Below are 18,466 nucleotides of genomic sequence, written 5' to 3' on the forward strand. Positions count from 1 at the left end.
TGGGATTAACCAGGCGCGGTGGGCCGCGCCCTCAGGTGCACCCGCTCCCCCTGCGGCCCGAAGAGGCTGAGCAGCTCCACCGGCCCGTCCACGGCGCCGAACCAGTGCGGCAGCCGGGTGTCGAACTCGGCGGCCTCGCCCGGCCCCATGGTCAGGTCGTGCTCGGCGAGCACCAGCCGGAGCCGCCCGCTCAGCACGTAGAGCCACTCGTAGCCCTCGTGGGTGCGCTGCTCGGGCCGGTTCCGCTCGGCCGGCAGGATCATCTTGTACGCCTGCACGCCGCCGGGGCGGCGGGTGAGCGGCAGCACCGTCGCCCACTCGGTGACGCGCGGTTCCAGGCGCACCCGCGGGTCGCCGGTCGGCGGCGCGCCGACCAGCTCGTCCAGCGGCACCCGGTGGGCGCGGGCGAGCGGCAGCAGCAGCTCCAGCGTCGGCCGCCGCTTGCCCGACTCCAGCCGGGACAGCGTGCTCACCGAGATCCCGGTCGCCTCCGCCAGCGCGGCCAGCGTGAGGTCGCGCTCGCGCCGCAGCGCGCGCAGCCGGTCCCCGACGCCCGCCAGTACGTCCTCGCTCATCGGTACAGCACATCAGAGCCGGGCATGATGGGGCCATGCGGACCTGGCCGGACGTCCACGCCGACCTGCGCGCCCGCCCGGCCGAGTTCGGCCGGATCGCCGCCGCGCGCTACCCCGGCCTGCCCCGCGCCGCCGGGACGTCCCTGCTGACCCGCCCCGAGTGGACGCCCGCCGGGCCCGTGCCGCTGGAGGCGGTGCGGCTGGAGTGGGAGCCCGATCCGGCGCCGCCCGCCGTCGCCGACCCCCCGGACGGCCTGCCCGACGGCCACCGCACCTACGCCGAGGCGCGGGCCGCCCTCGACCGGCCCGCCGTCTTCGAGGACCGGCCCGCCTACCGCCTGCTCGCCGCCGACCTGCGGGCGGGCGGGGGCGTGCTGCGCTTCGGGCCGGGCCGCTACTTCGACGCCGTCAACGTCGGCCAGTCCGCCGCGCACGAGCTCGCCGCGGGCGGGCGCGCCGTCCGCGACCGCGTCGGCGACCCGCGCGACCTGGCGCGGCGCCCGGCGGTCCTCGCGATCTCGACGCTGGCGGTCACCGCGTCCGGCCGCTGCGCGCTGCACTGGCGCGACCCGGCGAAGGTCGCGCACGCGGGCGGCCTCTGGCAGGTGGTGCCGGTCGGGGTGTTCCAGCCGCCGTCGCCGCTGGACCTCTGGTCGAACCTGGTCCGCGAGGCCGGCGAGGAGCTGCTCGGCAACCCCGAGGGCGAGGACCCCGTCCTGCACGCCGCGATGACGCGAGCGCGCGACGCGGGCCGCGTCCGGGTGTGGTGCCTCGGCCTCGGCGTCGACCCGCTGACGTTCGCGACCGACCTGCTGACGGTCGCGGTCTTCGACGACGCGGCGTTCGCGGAGCTGTTCGGCGACCTCGCCGCGACGGGCGCCGCCGCCAACGACGAGGGGACGGTCCGGCTCGTGCCGCTCGGCGGCGCGGCGCCCGGCCCGATGCAGCCGGCCGGCGCCGCCGTCCTCGCGCTCGCCCGGCGGCACCGGCGGCCGCTCGGGATCACTCCCGGGTGAGCGCCCGCAGCTCGTCCAGCGCGTCGGCCAGGTGGTCGATCAGCTCGGCGGGGTCGGGGACCAGGTCGCGGCAGGCGACGATGCCGACGTCCACCGTGCCGTCGTAGGAGAAGACGGTGATGTTGAGGCCGCCGCTGACGTCGGTGACCACCGAGACCGGGTAGTAGCCGAGCACCCGCGCGCCGCACAGGTAGAGCGGGAACTGCGGCCCCGGCACGTTGGAGACGATGAGGTTCATCGGGCGCACCCCGGCGGGCGGCAGCGCCGACAGCGCGAGCCGCGTCACCGGCCCGGCGAGCGGCGCGGGCACGAGCCCGGCGAGGTCCTGCACCCACGTGCCGTGGGAGGTCGCGAAGCGGCGCTTCGCCCCGTCCATGTCCGCGCGGACGGCCGCGTAGCGCTCGGCCGGATCGTCCACGTGCGTGGCGAGCGGCGCCGACATGATCGAGACCTGGTTGCCGGCGTCCGCGTCCCCGGCCGCGCCGCGCCGCCGCAGCGACACCGGGACGCCCGCGACGAGCGGCGAGGCGGGCAGCTCGCCGCGCTTGTCGAGCCAGGTGCGCAGCGCCGCCGCGCAGAGCGCCATGACGACGTCGTTGACGCTGCCGCCGAGCGCCGCGCGGACCTCCTTGATCTCGGCGAGGGGCAGCTCGCCGAACGCGACCGCGCGGCCTCGCCCGATGGGCCGGTTGAACGGGGTCGGCGGGGCGCTGACGCGCGGGGCGCGCGGCGTCGCGCTCTGCCCGATGGCGCCCTGCACGAACGCCGACACCCGGCTGACTCCCGGCACGGCCGCCATGCCGGGGACCTCGTCGAGGTAGGGCACCTGGCGTGCCATGGACAGGGCGCTCTGCACGGGGTACAGCGCCGTTTTCAGCAGGCCGTCGCGGAGCATCCCGACCCTGCCGGGGGCGCGCTGCGGCAGCAGCTCGTCGGCGGGCAGCTCGCGCGGCTCGGGCGTGAGGTCCAGCAGCGCGGCGAGCGTCTCGGCCGCCATGACGCCGTCGATCGCGGCGTGGTGGACCTTGATGTAGACGGCGGCGCGGCCGCCCGCCAGGCCCTGGATCAGCACCAGCTCCCAGAGGGGTCGGGAGCGGTCCAGCGGCGTCTCGTGCAGCATCGCGACCGCGTCGGCGAGCTGGGCGTCGTCGCCCGGCGCCGGGAGCGCGATCTCGGAGATGTGGCGGGCCGGGTCGAAGTCCGGATCGTCCTCCCAGTACGGGCGGTCGAGGCCGAGCGGGACCTGCACGAGGCGGCGGCGGAGCGGCCGGGCGGCCAGGTGCGCGCGGTCGCCGATCAGCCGGGCCGCCGCCTCCACGGTGAGGCGGCCCCCCGGGCACGAGGACGGGTCGACCACCCCGAGCCCCGCGATGTGCGCGTGGGTCGTGCTCGTCTCGGCGTTGAGGAAGGTCGCGTCCACCGTGCTGAGCTGGCTCATGATCGCCCTGTTCGTCTCGTCCGGGCCGTCCCTGCTCCTCCAGGAACTACGGACTACTCCGGAGTAGGTCAATGTGCCGCAGAGTTAAGTAACGCGGACTTAACGCCGCGTTCCGTCCGATTCGTCGGGGCGCCCGGCCGTGCGGATCTCGACATGTCCGTCACCGTGCGCCACCGGGCTCACTAGGCTGGAGCGCCATGACGGGACGTCCACTGAATGAGATCGTCGAGGCGGGCTGGGCCGCCGCGCTCGCCCCGGTCGAGGGCCGGATCGCCGCCATGGGCGACTTCCTGCGCGCCGAGGTCGCGGCCGGCCGCCGCTACCTGCCGGCCGGGGGGAACATCCTGCGCGCCTTCCAGCAGCCCTTCGCCGAGGTGCGGGTGCTGATCGTCGGGCAGGACCCCTACCCGACGCCCGGCCACGCCGTCGGCCTCAGCTTCTCGGTCGCCCCCGACGTGCGGCCGCTGCCGGGCAGCCTCATCAACATCTTCCAGGAGCTGCGGCAGGACCTGCGCGTGCCGGCTCCCTCCAACGGCGATCTCACCCCGTGGACGCACCAGGGGGTCCTGCTGCTGAACAGGGCGCTGTCGGTACGCCCCGGCAAGCCCAACTCCCACCAGGGCAAGGGCTGGGAGGAGGTCACCGAGCAGGCGATCCGCGCGCTCGCGGCGCGCGGCACCCCGCTCGTGGCGATCCTGTGGGGCCGCAACGCCCGCAACCTGCGGCCGCTGCTCGGCGACGTCCCGGCGATCGAGTCCGCGCACCCGAGCCCGATGTCGGCCAACGGCGGGTTCTTCGGCTCGCGGCCGTTCAGCCGCGCCAACGAGCTGCTCCAGCGCCAGGGCGCCGCCCCCGTCGACTGGAAACTGCCCTGAGCCATTCCGCGACGCTGACCGCTGTGGCGACTTCGCCATAACGACCGGTCGGTCTCGCTGTTCCGAACATCACGGCCGAGTCTCCGGTGAAAAGCCTTCCCGCCCGGTAGGCTGAGGCGCGGACGGCGACCCGGGGGCGGGCCGCGCCCGCTGACCGGAGGTGCACCTTGGCGCAGGCGACGGCGGGGCTGCTGGGCCACCTCCCCCTTCCGGACCGGCTGATCGCCGTGGCGACCCGCATGTTCGCCGAGAAGGGCTACGAGAACACCTCCGTCCAGGAGATCGTGAACGCCGCCGGCGTCACCAAGGGCGCCATGTACCACTACTTCGGCGCCAAGGACGACCTCCTCTACGAGATCTACCACCGGCTGCTCGGCCTGCAGATGCGCCGCCTGGAGGAGATCGCCGAGGGCCCCGGCGACGCCGCGGAGCGGCTCCGCGCCGCCGCCCGCGACGTGCTGCACACCTCGCTGCTCTACCTCGACGACCTCACCGTCTTCTTCCGCTCCACCCACCTGCTGTCGGCCGACCGCCGCGAGGCCGTGCGCGCCGAGCGCCGCCGCTACCACGAGCGGTTCCGCGCGCTGATCGAGGAGGGCCAGCGGGAGGGCGCGTTCGGCACCCGCACCCCCGCCGACGTCGCCGCGCACTTCTTCTTCGGCTCGCTGCACCAGATCGGCGCCTGGTACCGGCCCGGCGGCCCGCTGAAGGCCGAGGAGGTCGGCGAGCACTACGTCGACCTGTTCCTCAACGGCCTGCGCGGCTGACCTCACCTTCCCCGGCGGGCCGCGCGCACCAGCCCCGCCAGCCGCTGCACGAGCTGTAGGGCGTACCGGTCGGGCGCTTCCGCCCTCAGTGAGCCGCGGACAAGGACGAAGGCGACGGCGAGCAGGACGGGCACCAGCACGACGGCGACGACCGCCATGGGCACGGTGGCGACCGTCCGCAGCCCGGCTTCGGTGATCTGGTGGGCCACAGCGCGCGAGTTCATCGAAAACGCTCCCGTAGGGGCAGGGACGCCCGCCTGATGCGGGCGGCCGCCGGGACGGCGACCCCCGTACCGTGGCGGCGCGGCGTTGCGATACCGGTGCGGTAGGCGCTGCGTTCCGCTGCATTTCCGCAACCGTGGGTGCTTTGGCGGGTTATGTTGCTGACATGGCGACGAGCGGTCGGCCGGACAAGAACCTGGAAACCGTGGTGGCTGCGGCGCTGCGTAAGGATACCGATCCCGTCGCGCTCGGCTCCGCGCTTGCGAAGGCGCGGCGGTTCCCGCTGATCGGCGAGGCGCTCGCCGGGCTCGGCGACGATTTCGCCACCGGCCCGGCCGTCGAGCGGATCCGCACCTCACTGCGTGCAGCACTCCCCGTCGACCGGAACGAGCTCGCCGAGCGCGTCGGCCTCAGCCTTTCGCAGAGCCGCGTCGTGTACGGCGTCCTTGCCGGCCTGTCGATCGCCGACGCGGTGACGGAGCTCAACCGGTCCCGTCCGCACGGCGAGCAGTTGAACAAGTCCACCGGCAGCCGATGGATGACCGCGGCCGCCGAGCGGATCAGCGAGTGGATCGCACTCGGCGGGCCTCTGGCCACCGGCCCCGCCGAGGACGACGGACTCGCCTCCTACCTGCGCCTCCTGCGCGCCCACTGCGCCGAGTTGCCGTCCTGGTTCCCTGCGGGGCTGCGCTTCACCGACATCCTCCAAGAGGTCACCGTGACCCCGCCCGGCGCCGAGGGCGCCGTGCCGGCCGGGGACCCGGCGAGCGACCACGACCGCACCCGCGAGGAGGCGGGCGGCCCGCGTCGGCTCGCCTGGGCGACCGCCCTCCAGCAGTACCGGCGCTTGGTGCTGCTCGGCGACGCCGGCTCGGGCAAGAGCTGGGCGGTGCGGGGCCGCGCCCTGCGGCTGATCGACGACCGGCTGGACCGGGGCCTGCGCGGTCCCGTCCCGGTCCTGCTGTACGCGCCCCGGCTGGAAGAGCTGCTGGCGGCGGCGCCCCCTCCGCCTGGCGACCGCGCCGCGCTCGCGTCCCTGCTCGCGACCGCACTGCCCGACGAGGTCACCGCCGCCCCGGACGCGGCGGCCGCAGTCGCCGCGCTGCTGCGCGAGCGTGCCCCGGCCGAGCTGCTGATCGACGGCTACGACGAGATCCGGCAGGAGCGGCCCCGGCTGCTGGAGCGGCTGAGCGAGATCCTCCAGCTGCTGCATCCCGAGCACGGCCGGTTCGTCCTCACCTCGCGGCCGGCGGCGCTGCCGCAGCACCGCTTGGTACGACTCGCGGCGGCCTGCGAGCTGAAGGACTTCGCCGAGCGCGAGCAGCGCCAGTTCATCCGCTGCTGGTTCCACGCCTCCCCCGAGTCGGCCCGGCCGGTGGAGCGCCGGGTCGCCGCCCGCAACCTGGAGATCCTGCGGCGTCCGCTACTGATCGCGCTGTTCTGCGCGGTCGCCGACGATCCCGCCGAGCAGCCGTTCCCGGAGACCGAGCACGAGCTGTGGCAGCGCGCGCTGGACCGGCTCGCCGCCGAGGAGGGTCGATACGCCGAGCAGGCGCCGACCAGCGAGATCGTCCGGCTCCGCAAGCGCCTGTTGGAGGAGGTGGCCGTGCTGTTCCAAGACGGTGCGGGCCTGCTGGACTCCGTCGAGGTCGCGGCAGTGACCGACGCCTTGCGCCACCGGCCCGATTGGGCGGAGCTGGCCAGGACGACCGCGCACGCCACCGTCGTGGACGACCTCGTCGGCACCGGCATCGTGCACAAGGCGAGCGTCGGCCACCAGACGCGCCTGGTGTTCCTGCACGGCACGGTGCGCGACTACCTGCTCGCGCGCGCCCTCGCCCGGAACGGAGGCTGGACCGAGCGGGTCGGGCGCCTCTGGACGCAGCCCGAGTGGGAACAGGTACTCGGCCACGTCGGCTCGCTCGTCGATGATCCCGGTGAAGTCGTCCTCGCGTTGCAGAGCCGGTTCGGGGACGATCCGCTGAACGCGGCGCGCTTCGCCGCCGGCCGGATCCTGCCCACGGTCGCCGGCCGGGTGGAGTGGCGGCAGTACACGGCCGTGCGGGACGAACTGCTCATCCTGCTCGGCTCGGCCGATCCGGTCGACCGCGGCCGCAGCGCGGCGCTGTTGTCGGCGCTGCGCGACGACGAGACCGGAGCCATGGTCCGCGGCCTCGTCCATCCGGCCGTGCCGACCCACGTCGTCATCGCCGCCCTCCGAACGATCGCGAGCGGTGCGCCGGACCGTTCGCTGGACGTCCTCACCGGCTGCGCCCGCTCGGCCGACTTCACGCTCGCCGAGCGCAAGGCGGCCGTCGACGCCCTCGCCGACACCGGCACCGCCGCGGCGCTCGGGGCGCTGGAAGAGCTGGCCGCCGATGCCACCGTTATCCCGTCGGTGCGCACCACCGCGGCCTACTCCGCACTGCGGCTGTTCGACGCCCCTGGGGCCGCGCGGCTGTTGCTCTCCAGCGACGCCGAGCCGTCACAGGAGCCGCGGCGGCTGCTCGCCGAGCGGCTGGCGCAGGCCGAGCACGCCGGCGCCTTCGCTCCCGGTACCGGACGCGGCCTCTGCACGATCGCCGACCCGTATTGCCGCGCGCTGCTCGACTCCGACGGCACGCTCGCCGGTGCGGCCCCGCTCCTGGTGGAGGCGCTGCCCGCCAACCCGGTGGTCGACCGGCTCGCGCAGGCCGTCGAGACGGCGCGTGCCCGCGCGGAGGACGATCCGCTCATGGTCACCTGCGGCCGATTCGTCCTCGCGGCCGGGCAACCGCCCGTCCTGCGGGACCGGCTGGCGCGGCTCGTGGCGGCCGCGCCGGACCGGGCCGCGACCGCCGTGTGGCACGCGCTGACCGAGCAGGTGACTCCGCGCGACAACCTGCAGATCGCCGAGTTCCTCATCCGCGAGGTCGCCGAGTTGCCCGACCGGCTCGCCGGCGCGCTCCGCGGCGCGCTCGCCGCCGGCGACCTCGGCCCGGTCGCCAAGGCCCAGTACGAGCACACCGTCCGCGAGGAGACGACGGCCGCGCGCACGCCTCCGCCGGCCGACGACGGCGTGGTGCCCGCCGAGGATCCGGGCGGGGAGGCGGCGCCGAGCCTGGAGGAGGTGCTGGCAGGGGGTCTGCCGCCGATCGTCAAGTACGCCTTCCTCCGGACGCGACGACGATCCCTCCCCGACCGGGGCGCGGTCAGGACCACCGCGACCAAGCTGACGCATCTGCTCAGCACCGAGGACGTCACCCACTGGATCGACGCCCTGCCCGCCATCGCCGTCCGCGTGGACGACCGGCTGCGCGAGGCCGACGACGCGACCGCCTACAGCAGGCTCCTGCGGCTGCGGTCGCAGTGGCCCGACCGGTACGGGGAGATCGCCGACATGGGCTCGTCGTTCGGCTCCGCGGAACTGGACGCCCGAGCCGAGGCCGCGCTGCTGGCCGACGAGTTCGACGACGCGGCGGCCAAGGCCCTGGCCTCGTTCGGCGCGCGGCTGCTGGAAGGGAAGCCGCCGACCACCGTCGCGGCGACCGTGCTGTACGCCGCGGGCTGCGTCTCGCGCGGCCGGGCGTACACGGCGCACCACCAGGTCAACGACTACCTGAAGGAGATACCCGACCAGGCCCGGACCTTCAGCGGCGTGATCTTGGGTAGCTGGCTGAACGCCGCCGCCATGGCCTTCCCCAAGGTCGCGGACGGGATCGGCCGGCTGCCCGGCTGGATGCTGCGCACCGAGGCCGAGGTGGCGGGCCTCCGCATGGCCGCCGGGCTCGCGGGCCCGGAGGCGTTCGACGAGGTCGTCTCGTGGGCGGGCTGCCGCCGGACCGCGGCCCTGCTCGCCACGGTCGGCGCCCTCGCCGCCACCGCCGGCGTCCGGCGCCGAATCGCCGAGGCCCGCACGGTCGCGCTGAATCGTGCCGACGACCTGGCCGAACGCTGGCCCCGCATCGACCGGAACGCGCCCGAGCAGCGCGCCGCGCCGAAGTGGTCGGAGATGCTGATCCGCATCGCCTCGCGCCAGCTCATGGCGGGGCGTCCCGAGGTCGCGATCGGGGTGTACGAGAGCGCCGTCGAAGAGAGCCCCGGCGACCCGCGGCTGGTGAACAACCTGGGCTTCTGCTTGATGCCGGTGGATCCGGACGCGGCGCTGACCGCTCTGGAGCGGGCCGCAGCACTCTTCAGAAGGCCCTACGGCGTGAACGTCGCCAACCGGATGCTGCTCCACCTGATGCGCGACGACCCCGCGGCCGCGAACCGGATCGGCGACGCCTACCACCGGCTCGGCCGGAACGATGGGGCCGCCTGGCTGTGGGACATGGACGATCCGCAGACGCTGCGCGACGGTGCGGACATCGCGCTCTACATCATCGAGCTCGGCCGCCGGGCGGCGCTCCAGGTGCACGACTACCCGCAGGTGGAGCGCTGGGAGAGGCGCCGCGCCCTGCGACGTCCGGCCGGCCCCCTCCCGGAAGGGGACGAACATGGATCTTGACGGACTGCTGCCGCCCCCCGCGCTCGCCCGCTGCGCCCTCACGATGGAGGTCGGCACGCAGATCGACCTGGCGATCCGGGACGCGGGCCTGGCGAACGTCGATGTTGAGCACTACACCGCTCAGGTGATCCGCGCGCGGGACCGGGCCCTGGAGAACCGGCTGCTGGAGCTCCTGCCCTACGAGGAGATCGAACGGTCCACCAACGAGCGGGGCATCGACGTCGCCGACCTGTACGGGCGGCTCCCCTACATTCACGCGATCTGGGTCCTCGGCTGCGCCCAGGCGGCGCTACAGGCGACGAACGCCATTGTCAGGGCGTCGAACGCGCGTACCGCCGACGCCGCCGCAGGCGGCTGAAGTCCTTCGTCCTCCGGTCCACGGCCGCCGGGGGCGCTCCTCCGCCGGCGCCGGCAGGGTGAGATGACCGTTGCCCGACGGTCGCGCTCGGGCGCCGCGGGCGGACGTCCTGCGCACACTAACGATCATTTGGCCGTACCGACCACCCGGTATGGCGGGACTGTGGCCTGCCACAACGGTGACCGGGGTCCGCCACGACTCCATACCGTCTGGTCGGTATTCGCCTCTGGAATGCATTGCCATCGGCTGTGACCGGCATTACTTTTGCGGCACGACGCAGCAGCGGGCTGCGCCTTGGGGCCACGGCGAGCCGTGGCCGAGGAGCGACCGATGACGTCAGCAGGGGCCACCTGCGGCCGGGCCATCCGCCCCGGCCGGCCGGCCGCGGGCACCGGGCACCACCCCGCCCGCACGCCCCTGCGCGGCCGAGCCGAGCACGTCGCCGGGACGGTCCGGAGCGCCTGCGGGCGCCCGGCCGCCCCGCACCTGGAGTTGTCAGGGGTTCCGAGCGCCCGGAGGAGTCTGTCCCATGTCCGTATCCTCGTCCACCGACGACGGCGTCGCCGCGTCCGGTGACGCCGCCGCGCCGTCCGGGCTCGCCCGGCTCTGGCGCCGCGATCTGGCGCACTATCCCGCCTCGGGACCGCGCTACGTGTACCTGGCCATCGTGGTGGCGACCACGATCGTGCTCTACTACCTGCTCTACATCCAGTACGCCGTGGCGACGTCGATCATGGCGCACTACGACATGACGTTCGCCTACTTCATCGGCATGTCGGTGGTCGGCAACGCGATCGGCGCGTTCGCCTCGCTGCTCGCCGGCCTCGCCGACCGGTGGGGCCGCGCCAACATGGTGGTGTACGGCCTGCTGATCGCCGGGATCATCGTGCTGATCCTGCCGCACTCGCCGGACAAGACCACCTTCCTGGTGCTGTTCGCGGTGCTCAGCTTCATCGAGGGCATCGTGCTGGTCGCGACCCCGGCGCTGATCCGCGACTTCTCGCCGCAGCTCGGCCGGGCCACCGCGATGGGCTACTGGACGATGGGACCGGTGATCGGCAGCCTGGTCGTCACGACGGTGACGAGCGCGACGCTGGACACCTCCAGCTGGCAGGACGAGCTCACCTACTCGGGCGTCGCCGCCCTCGTCGTCTTCGTCGTCGCGCTGGTCGGGCTGCGCGAGCTGTCGCCCGGCCTGCGCGACCAGGTGATGGTGTCGCTGCGCGACCGGGCGCTGGTGGAGGCCCGCGCCCGCGGCCTGGACACCGAGGCGCAGCTCTCCGGCCACTGGCGGCAGATGCTGCGCCTGGACGTCGTCGGGTCGGCCTTCGCGATCAGCGTCTACCTGCTGCTCTACTACGCCGCCGTCGGCAACCTGGTCATCTACTTCTCCTCGACCTTCGGCTACTCCGAGCAGCGCACCAACGGCCTCGCCAACTGGTACTGGGCGGCGAACGCGATCGCCCTCGTCATCACCGGCCTGCTGTCGGACCGGCTGAAGGTCCGCAAGCCCTTCATGGTCGTCGGCGGCATCGGCTCGATCGTCTGCACCGGCATCTTCGCGTCGCTGGCGACCGAGCCGAAGACCGACTACTACACCTTCGCGTGGCTGTTCCTCGCCATCGGCGTCTTCGGCGGCATCACCTACGCGCCGTGGATGGCGGGCTTCACCGAGACCGTGGAGAAGCACAACCCGGCCGCGACCGCGACCGGCCTCGCGGTGTGGGGCTGGATCCTGCGCGTCGTCGTCGCGGTGTCGGCGGCGTTCGTCCCGGTCGTGGTGACGTCGGTGACGCCGCTGGTCGAGCACGGCCACGAGGTGAAGGAGGCCGCCGCCGAGGCCGCCCCCGCCCTGAAGATCACCGCGCAGCACCCGGCGATCTTCGCGGAGCTGGCCAAGTACCCGGCCGGCCAGGCGCCGGCCGAGGTCAAGGCGCGCGCCGCGCAGGAGGTCGGCCTGCCGAACCTGGCGATCGTGCAGAAGGCCGGGCCGCAGCTGAAGATCCTCAAGGAGCACGGCGCGGAGGTCACCAAGGCCAGCAAGGACGGCCCGAAGCAGTGGCAGAAGTGGTGGTGGGTCTGCCTGGGCGGCCAGGTCGTCTTCCTGCCGTTCATCTTCCTGCTGACCGGCCGGTGGAGCCCGAAGCGCGCCCGCGAGGACGCCGCCGAGCACCAGCAGGCCATCGACCGGGAGATCGCCGCCCTGAAGTCCTAGGAGCGGGACTCCCCGGCACCTGATCGAGGCCCGGCCGCCGCACCCGCGGCGCCGGGCCTCCTTCGTCCAGGGGAAAGAGCGCTCAGCCGTCCTCGGGCAGGCGCCGCAGCAGCGAGGCGAACTCGCCGGTGCGCCGGCCGGCCGCGTCGGGGGCGAGCGGCGTGAGGCGCCGCGCGCCGTGGCTCCAGTAGACGCCGCGCGCGCAGGGGTCCTCGGCGGCCTCGTGCATCTCGGCGACGACCTCGGCGAACACCGGCAGCACCTCGCGGACGCCCCGGCCGGTGATCGGGTACAGCAGCAGGGTGCTGTGGCAGGGGACGCCGACCAGCGCGCCGTGCTCGCCGGTGCCCGCCGGCAGGAACTGGTCGACCTCGCTGAGCAGCGCGGACACGTACCGGCTGCCCGGCTTGGTCACCACCCGCACGTCCCGGCCCGGCAGCAGCGGCTGGTCGTGGACCTGCACGTCGGCGAGCTCGCGGTCGTGGGTGTTGGTCATGACGTAGCCGAGCTTGCGGAGGCCGAGCAGCCCGGCGCGGGCCCGGGTGAGCGGGCCGCCGTAGCGCGGGTGCTCGATCATCACCATCGCGTCGAAGTGGTCGCCCGCCGGGACGACGACGAGGCCCTCGCGGTCGCGCGGGGCGAGCTTCGGCACGATGCGGAGGCGCAGCAGCTCGCGCACGTCCCCGAACAGCTCCATCTCGCCGACGGCGAGGACCGCGCGGTCGGCGACCTCGCGGACCCACCCCTCCACCACGCCGGGCCAGGCCACCGGATCGACCCGGGCGCAGCGCTCCAGCACCGTCCAGGTCGAGGCGCGCGCCTCGGACCGGCCGACCGGCAGGACCAGCTCGGAGGTCCCGCCGTCGAACCACGCCTCGGGCGACAGCACCGGGATCAGGCCGCGGACGAGCGCGTGCACGTCGCCCGCCACGTCCAGCGGTTCCCTGGCCATCGCTTCATCCCCTCCCCACGCTCGGCGTCACTGCCCAACCCTCTCAGAGTTCCGCCCCGCTGTGTGATCTATCGCGGAGTATGGGCGACTCGCTGATCATGTTCGGCTCAAGTACGGTGCATCCATGTCCGAAATCGTGTACCCGCCGGTGATCAAGACCGCGCTGGCCCTGTTCAAGGCGCTGAACATCACGTTCCGCGTCGAGGGCACCGAGCGTATCCCGCGCACCGGCGGCGCGGTGCTCGTGAGCAATCACGTGAGCTACCTCGACTTCATCTTCGCGGGCCTCGCCGCTCACCCGGCGGGGCGGCTCGTCCGCTTCATGGCCAAGAAGGAGATCTTCGACAACAGGGTCGCCGGCCCGCTGATGCGCGGGATGCACCACATCCCGGTGGACCGCGAGGCGGGCGCCTCCTCCTACAAGGCGGCGCTGAAGGCCCTGAAGGACGGCGAGATCATCGGCGTGTTCGCCGAGGCGACGATCAGCCGGTCGTTCGAGGTCAAGGACATCAAGAGCGGCGCGGTGCGGATGGCGGTGGCCGGCAAGGTCCCGCTCGTCCCCATCACCATCTGGGGCCCGCAGCGCCTGTGGACCAAGGGCCGCAAGCGGCGCCTGCTCCAGCGCAACGTCCCGGTGACGATCCTCGTCGGCGAGCCGATGTACCCGAAGCGCGGCGACGACTACGACAAGGTGACCGAGGAGCTGCACGCGCGGCTCGCCGAGCTCGCCGAGAAGGCCCAGCGCGAGTACCCCGAGATCCCGAAGCCCGGCGAGGACTGGTGGCAGCCGGCCTACCTCGGCGGCAGCGCCCCCACCCCCGCCGAGGCCGCCGAGCTCGACCGGCGGGAGTCGGAGGAGCGCGCCGCCCGCCGCGCCGCCCGCGAGGCCGCCGCCGAGGGCGCGAACAAGGACGCCGCCGAGGGCAAGGACGCGGCCGCCGGGTAATTCGTTGGACGCGGGCGGGTCCGGGCGCCGACCATCGGTGGCATGACGTCACAGAGGTCGCAGGAGTTCCTGCATCTGGTGGAGGCGCCCGAGCCCGCGACGGCCTCGGGGGCCGACCTCACGCTGCCCGTCGTGCTCAACCTCAACGACGGCAACTCCCCGGCGGACGTCATGGACGTGCTGTCGCTCCGCCCGTTCGCCTCCGGGGAGCAGCCCTGGTCGCGCTCCACCCGCCTGGACCGGGTCCGCGAGGACGCGCCGCTCCGCCCCGCCGACGGCCGGGTGCTGCGCACCGCCCGCGAGAAGGGCAAGGAGTCGGTGCTGCTGGAGGGCGACGGCTGGACGCTGCTCGTCAACCGGTGGAAGGAGGGCGGCGCCTACCTGGCGGTGTCGGCGGTCGACGACGCGCTCGCCGAGCGGGTCCTCGCCGAGAGCGTCCGCGACGCCGCCGAGCCGCCCAAGGAGGACGACGGCAGCGTCGAGATGGGGTTCTGGCACGTCGGCCGGCACGGTCCCAGCCGGCGCGAGCGGACCATCGGCACCGACGTCTGGACCGACATCCGCGGCAACTACACCGCGCCCGTCGCCGCGGCCCTCGACCGCGTGATGGCGCTGTCCCCCGCGGCCGTGGACGGGCGCATCCTGCTGCTGCACGGGCCGCCCGGCACCGGCAAGACCACCGCCCTGCGGGCCCTCGCCCGCGCCTGGCGGGACTGGTGCCAGGCCGACTGCGTGCTCGACCCCGAGGCGCTGTTCGGCGACCCCGCCTACCTGATGACGGTCGCCGTCGGCACCGACGACGACGGGGACGAGGAGCGCCGCTGGCGGCTGCTCATCCTGGAGGACTGCGACGAGCTGATCCGCTCGGAGGCCAAGGCGTCCACCGGGCAGGGCCTGTCCCGGCTGCTCAACCTGAGCGACGGGATGCTCGGGCAGGGCCGCGACGTGCTGGTGGCGATCACCACGAACGAGCACCTGTCGCGCCTGCACCCGGCCGTGGTGCGGCCCGGCCGCTGCCTCGCGCAGATCGAGGTGGGGCCGCTCACCCGCGCCGAGGCCACCGGCTGGCTCGGCTCCGGGCACGAGGGCGCCGCCTCGATCGGCCCGGACGGCGCGACGCTGGCCGAGCTGGCGGCCCTCCGCAAGGGCGAGGGGCGCATCGCGTCCGCGGGCTCCCCCGCCACCGCGACGGGCTTCTACCTCTAGGCGCGCCGCCGGAAGGCCCCGGAAAAGGCTCGGGGCCGCCGGCGGCCCCCGCCGCCTGCGGCCCTTCCCCCGTTCGTCCGGAGGCCCCCCGGCCCTCCGGTCCCCCGGTTTCCCCCGGTTTCCCCCGGTCCCCCGGTCCGGTCGCGGCCCCCGCCGCGTCCGGTGCGGTCCGGTGCCGCGCGTCCCCCGAGGGCGCACGGTTCCGGTGACGGCCTTCGGGGACCGCCGCCCGTCCCGTCCACCCCGCGAGGACGAGCCCGGCGGCCGGTCCCGTCCGGCCATGAGAGAAGCATCCCCCCGGAGCGGGGGCGCGGACATCCGGGGAAACCCCGAGAAACGCCACGGATCCGGCGCGGCCCCATACCTAGGGGCGGGGGCCTAGGGGCGGGGGACGGCGGCGCCGAACAGGCGCCGGTACACGCAGCGGAGCCCGGCGAGGTCGCGGACGGGCTCGGCGAAGGCGACGCGGAGGTCGAGGGGCTCGCCCGCCGCGGCGCCCGCCTCCCCGTCCGGCAGCTCGCAGCGCAGCCAGAGGCCGTGGCGGTCCAGGCCGAGGGGGCGGACGGACGTGGCGCGCGCGGCGCAGGGCAGGCCGGCGAGCAGGCCGCGCAGCTCGCCGCGGTGCGCGGAGTCCAGGTGGGACAGGATGCCGGCCTCGATCGCGACGAACGGGTCGGGCAGCGCGAGCGCGTACTCCTCGGGCTCCAGGGTCGCGCTGCCCCAGGCGTCCTCGACCTCGATCTGCGCGACGTCCATGGCGAGGATCGTCCAGTCGCCGTCGCCGGCCGCGAGGTCGAGCAGCTCGGGGCGCGGGTGCAGGCGCGACAGGGTGAGCGCGGCGCCGCGGATCTCGTCCTCGGGGAGCCGGGAGACCCAGCCGTGCAGCCAGGCCCGGCCGCGGACCCGGTCGGGCAGGGCGACGGGCGCGACGTCGCTGAGGCGGAGGGTGGCGGTCAGGTCGTCGCCGGCGCCGGCGAGGGCGGCGGCGATCGGCGAGGCGGCCGGCATGAGCAGCAGCGGGACGCCGTGCTCGTCGGTGATGTGCGCGGTGACCGGGGCGTAGGGCACGCCCGGGGCGGCGAGGACGCCGTCGGCGACCCCGTAGGCGAGCGTGCGTGCGCGTTCGGCGGCGGTGGGCCGCCTCGTCTGGTCGTCCACCCGGACCCCTCCTTGAACTCGTAGGTTAGGCTAACCTAACTTAGGATCACCTAACCACCAAGGAGCATCGTGAACAACTCCCGCCCCAAGGTCCGGCTCTCCCGGGCCCTCGGCATCCCGCTGACCCCGAAGAGCGTGAAGTACTTCGAGGCGCGCCCCTACCCGCCCGGCGAGCACGGCCGGTCCCGCAAGACCGAGTCCGACTACAAGGTGCGGCTCCGCGAGAAGCAGCGGCTGCGCGCGCAGTACAACATCCGCGAGGTCCAGCTCCGCAACGCCTTCGCCAAGGCGGCCAAGCACGAGGGCAAGACCGGCGAGGCGCTGCTGGTCGACCTGGAGCGCCGCCTCGACGCGCTGGTGCTGCGCGCCGGCTTCGCCCGCACGATCTACCAGGCCCGCCAGTTCGTCGTGCACCGCCACGTGCTGGTGAACGGGCAGCGGGTGGACCGGCCGTCCTACCGGCTGCGCCCCGGCGACGTGATCACGATCGCCGAGCGGTCCCGGCCGATGGCGCCGTTCCAGGTGGCCGCGACCGGCGCGCACGCCGAGAACGTGCCGCCGTACCTGGAGGTGCGCCACGACGCCTTCGCGGCGCAGTTCGTCCGGCTGCCCGAGCGCAAGGAGATCCCGGTGATCTGCGACGAGCAGCTCGTCGTCGAGCACTACTCGCGCTGATCGGGGGCCGGCCCCCGGAACGGTCCCGGCGGCCTCTGGACAGGTGTCCGCCTCCATCGGTTAGTATCAACCTAGCGCTCGCTTGGCTGACGGACCCGATGGAGGCCGCAGGACATGATCGAATTCCACCCCGTGACCCGCAACATCGGCGCCGAGGTCGAGGGCATCGACCTGAGCAAGCCGACCGACCCGGAGCAGATCCAGACGATCCGGGACGGCCTCCTGGAGCACCAGGTGCTCTTCTTCCGCGACCAGCACATCAGCGACGGGGAGCACCAGGCGTTCGCCGAGCAGTTCGGCACCGTGAACCAGCCGGCGATGAACACCTCCGGCTCGGCCATCCACGTCCTGGACCAGACCGACCCCAAGGGCGAGGGCGGCGACCAGTGGCACAGCGACAACACCTTCCAGCCCGTCCCGCCGATGGGCTCGCTGCTGCGCGCCGTCATCCTGCCCGAGGTCGGCGGTGACACCCTCTGGGCCAACATGTACCTGGCCTACGAATCGCTCGCGCCCTGGCTCCAGCGGCTCGCCGACGAGCTCTACGCCGAGCACGACCTGACCATGTCGATCTCCAAGGCGAACGACAAGGGCCACGCCTTCGACCTGCGCGCGATGCAGGAGAAGAACCCGCCGTCGATCCACCCGGTCGTCCGCGTCCACCCCGAGACCGGCCGGAAGGCGCTCTACGTCAACCGCAGCTCGGTCACCCGCCTGGTCGGCCTGTCGAACCGCGAGAACGAGGCGCTGCTGCCGCTGCTGTTCGACGCCGTCCGCGACCCGCAGTTCCAGGTCCGCCTGAAGTGGCGCGTCGGCACCCTCGCCTTCTGGGACAACCGGCCGACCCAGCACTACGCCGTCGCCGACTACACCCAGCGCCGCAAGATGCACCGCGTCACCATCAACGCCCCCGCCGAGATCGACAACGGCGTCCCGAAGGGCGTGAACGGCGTGACCGGCGCCGACGCCCCCGAAGAGGCCGCCGCCGCCCGGTACCTGTAGGCCGCACCCGCCGCGTCAGGGCAGGGCTCCCAGCTCGGTCCTGGCGTGGGCGCGGAGCAGGACGAGGGACTCGGCGAGGACGCCGCGGCGCTCCTCGCCGAGCGGCCCGGCGAAGTGCCGCGCGAGGGTCTCGGCGTGCACGCGGAGCGCCTCGTCCAGCTTGGCGCGCCCCGCGTCCGTCAGCTCGACCCGCTGGCGCCGCCGGTCGTCCTCGCCGGTCCGCCGGCGCACCAGCCCCGCCTCCTCCATCCGGTCGACGAGGCGGGTCATCCCGCCGCTCGTCAGCACCAGCTCGCCCGCGAGGCGCCCCATCGTCGGGCAGCCCGAGCCCTGGTCCGACAGCCTCAGCAGCACCTCGAAGACGGCGTGCTTGATGCCGGCGCGCCGCTCCAGCTCGCGCGCGGCGATCCGTTCCAGCAGCGCCGCGGCGCCGAGCAGCGAGCCGAACTCGTGCACCAGCGGATCCAGCCCGCCCGCGCCCGGCGGGCGTGCCCGGCCGGCGTCCGGTGCGGTCGTGTCGGTCGTGGCCATCTGCGTCCCCCTCGGCGCCTCTGCCCCGACAACGCGCGGGC

General features: G+C 74.1%; 16 protein-coding genes. 10 read left to right on the forward strand and 6 right to left on the reverse strand.

What is annotated here, in order from left to right:
• Positions 1-5: 5 nt before the first annotated feature.
• Positions 6-575 (reverse strand): helix-turn-helix domain-containing protein, encoded by a 570-nt coding sequence (locus K1Y72_RS30085; RefSeq protein WP_220169886.1) that lies wholly within the window; start codon positions 573-575, stop codon positions 6-8.
• A gap of 35 nt (positions 576-610) precedes the next feature.
• On the opposite strand from K1Y72_RS30085, the gene K1Y72_RS30090 reads away from it, so the two are divergent.
• Positions 611-1,591, forward strand: a complete 981-nt coding sequence (locus tag K1Y72_RS30090) for a hypothetical protein (protein WP_220169887.1) — start codon at positions 611-613, stop codon at positions 1,589-1,591.
• Here K1Y72_RS30090 and K1Y72_RS30095 read toward each other — a convergent pair.
• Positions 1,578-3,029 (reverse strand): WS/DGAT/MGAT family O-acyltransferase, encoded by a 1,452-nt coding sequence (locus tag K1Y72_RS30095; protein ID WP_220169888.1) that lies wholly within the window; start codon positions 3,027-3,029, stop codon positions 1,578-1,580. The two genes, K1Y72_RS30090 and K1Y72_RS30095, sit on opposite strands and share 14 nt — an antisense overlap.
• Positions 3,030-3,226: 197 nt before the next feature.
• Here K1Y72_RS30095 and K1Y72_RS30100 point away from each other — a divergent pair, with 197 nt between their 5' ends.
• The gene (locus K1Y72_RS30100; RefSeq protein WP_220169889.1) at positions 3,227-3,904 is read left to right on the forward strand and encodes a uracil-DNA glycosylase; all 678 of its coding nucleotides are present in this window, start codon (positions 3,227-3,229) and stop codon (positions 3,902-3,904) included.
• Between the two features lie 167 nt (positions 3,905-4,071).
• Positions 4,072-4,671, forward strand: coding sequence for a TetR/AcrR family transcriptional regulator (locus tag K1Y72_RS30105; protein ID WP_258574125.1), 600 nt, complete (start codon positions 4,072-4,074; stop codon positions 4,669-4,671).
• Between the two features lie 2 nt (positions 4,672-4,673).
• On the opposite strand, the gene K1Y72_RS30110 is transcribed toward K1Y72_RS30105, so the two are convergent.
• Complete coding sequence (locus K1Y72_RS30110) at positions 4,674-4,895, reverse strand: hypothetical protein (RefSeq protein WP_220169890.1); 222 nt, start codon at positions 4,893-4,895, stop codon at positions 4,674-4,676.
• A 164-nt stretch (positions 4,896-5,059) separates the two neighbouring features.
• On the opposite strand from K1Y72_RS30110, the gene K1Y72_RS30115 reads away from it, so the two are divergent.
• The 3 genes from K1Y72_RS30115 to K1Y72_RS30125 all read left to right on the forward strand — a co-directional run bounded on the left by K1Y72_RS30115 (position 5,060) and on the right by K1Y72_RS30125 (position 11,955).
• On the forward strand, positions 5,060-9,382 hold the full coding sequence (locus K1Y72_RS30115; protein WP_220169891.1) for an NACHT domain-containing protein: 4,323 nt from the start codon (positions 5,060-5,062) through the stop codon (positions 9,380-9,382).
• Positions 9,372-9,740, forward strand: a complete 369-nt coding sequence (locus K1Y72_RS30120; protein WP_220169892.1) for a hypothetical protein — start codon at positions 9,372-9,374, stop codon at positions 9,738-9,740. Before K1Y72_RS30115 ends, K1Y72_RS30120 begins: the two co-directional genes overlap by 11 nt.
• 529 nt (positions 9,741-10,269) lie before the next feature.
• Positions 10,270-11,955 carry an MFS transporter gene (locus tag K1Y72_RS30125; protein ID WP_220169893.1) on the forward strand — a complete coding sequence of 562 codons (1,686 nt, stop codon included), beginning with the start codon at positions 10,270-10,272 and terminating at the stop codon, positions 11,953-11,955.
• A gap of 82 nt (positions 11,956-12,037) precedes the next feature.
• On the opposite strand, the gene K1Y72_RS30130 is transcribed toward K1Y72_RS30125, so the two are convergent.
• Positions 12,038-12,907: a hypothetical protein gene (locus tag K1Y72_RS30130; RefSeq protein ID WP_220169894.1), complete on the reverse strand. Its 870-nt coding sequence runs from the start codon at positions 12,905-12,907 to the stop codon at positions 12,038-12,040.
• A 124-nt stretch (positions 12,908-13,031) separates the two neighbouring features.
• Here K1Y72_RS30130 and K1Y72_RS30135 point away from each other — a divergent pair, with 124 nt between their 5' ends.
• Positions 13,032-13,853: a lysophospholipid acyltransferase family protein gene (locus K1Y72_RS30135; RefSeq protein ID WP_220169895.1), complete on the forward strand. Its 822-nt coding sequence runs from the start codon at positions 13,032-13,034 to the stop codon at positions 13,851-13,853.
• 42 nt (positions 13,854-13,895) lie between these two features.
• On the forward strand, positions 13,896-15,059 hold the full coding sequence (locus K1Y72_RS30140) for a DUF5925 domain-containing protein (RefSeq protein WP_220169896.1): 1,164 nt from the start codon (positions 13,896-13,898) through the stop codon (positions 15,057-15,059).
• Positions 15,060-15,437: 378 nt separating this feature from the next.
• Here the strand turns inward: K1Y72_RS30140 and K1Y72_RS37415 are convergent, their stop codons facing one another.
• The gene (locus tag K1Y72_RS37415) at positions 15,438-16,217 is read right to left on the reverse strand and encodes a DUF2470 domain-containing protein (protein WP_220169897.1); all 780 of its coding nucleotides are present in this window, start codon (positions 16,215-16,217) and stop codon (positions 15,438-15,440) included.
• Between the two features lie 69 nt (positions 16,218-16,286).
• On the opposite strand from K1Y72_RS37415, the gene rpsD reads away from it, so the two are divergent.
• Both rpsD and K1Y72_RS30155 read left to right on the forward strand, forming a co-directional pair.
• Positions 16,287-16,892, forward strand: coding sequence for a 30S ribosomal protein S4 (rpsD, locus tag K1Y72_RS30150; protein WP_220169898.1), 606 nt, complete (start codon positions 16,287-16,289; stop codon positions 16,890-16,892).
• Positions 16,893-17,006: 114 nt separating this feature from the next.
• Positions 17,007-17,894, forward strand: coding sequence for a TauD/TfdA dioxygenase family protein (locus K1Y72_RS30155; protein WP_220169899.1), 888 nt, complete (start codon positions 17,007-17,009; stop codon positions 17,892-17,894).
• Between the two features lie 15 nt (positions 17,895-17,909).
• On the opposite strand, the gene K1Y72_RS30160 is transcribed toward K1Y72_RS30155, so the two are convergent.
• The gene (locus tag K1Y72_RS30160; protein WP_220169900.1) at positions 17,910-18,425 is read right to left on the reverse strand and encodes a MarR family winged helix-turn-helix transcriptional regulator; all 516 of its coding nucleotides are present in this window, start codon (positions 18,423-18,425) and stop codon (positions 17,910-17,912) included.
• Between the last annotated feature and the right edge of the window lie 41 nt (positions 18,426-18,466).

The organism is Actinomadura parmotrematis, assembly GCF_019458805.1.
GTDB lineage: Bacteria > Actinomycetota > Actinomycetes > Streptosporangiales > Streptosporangiaceae > Spirillospora > Spirillospora parmotrematis.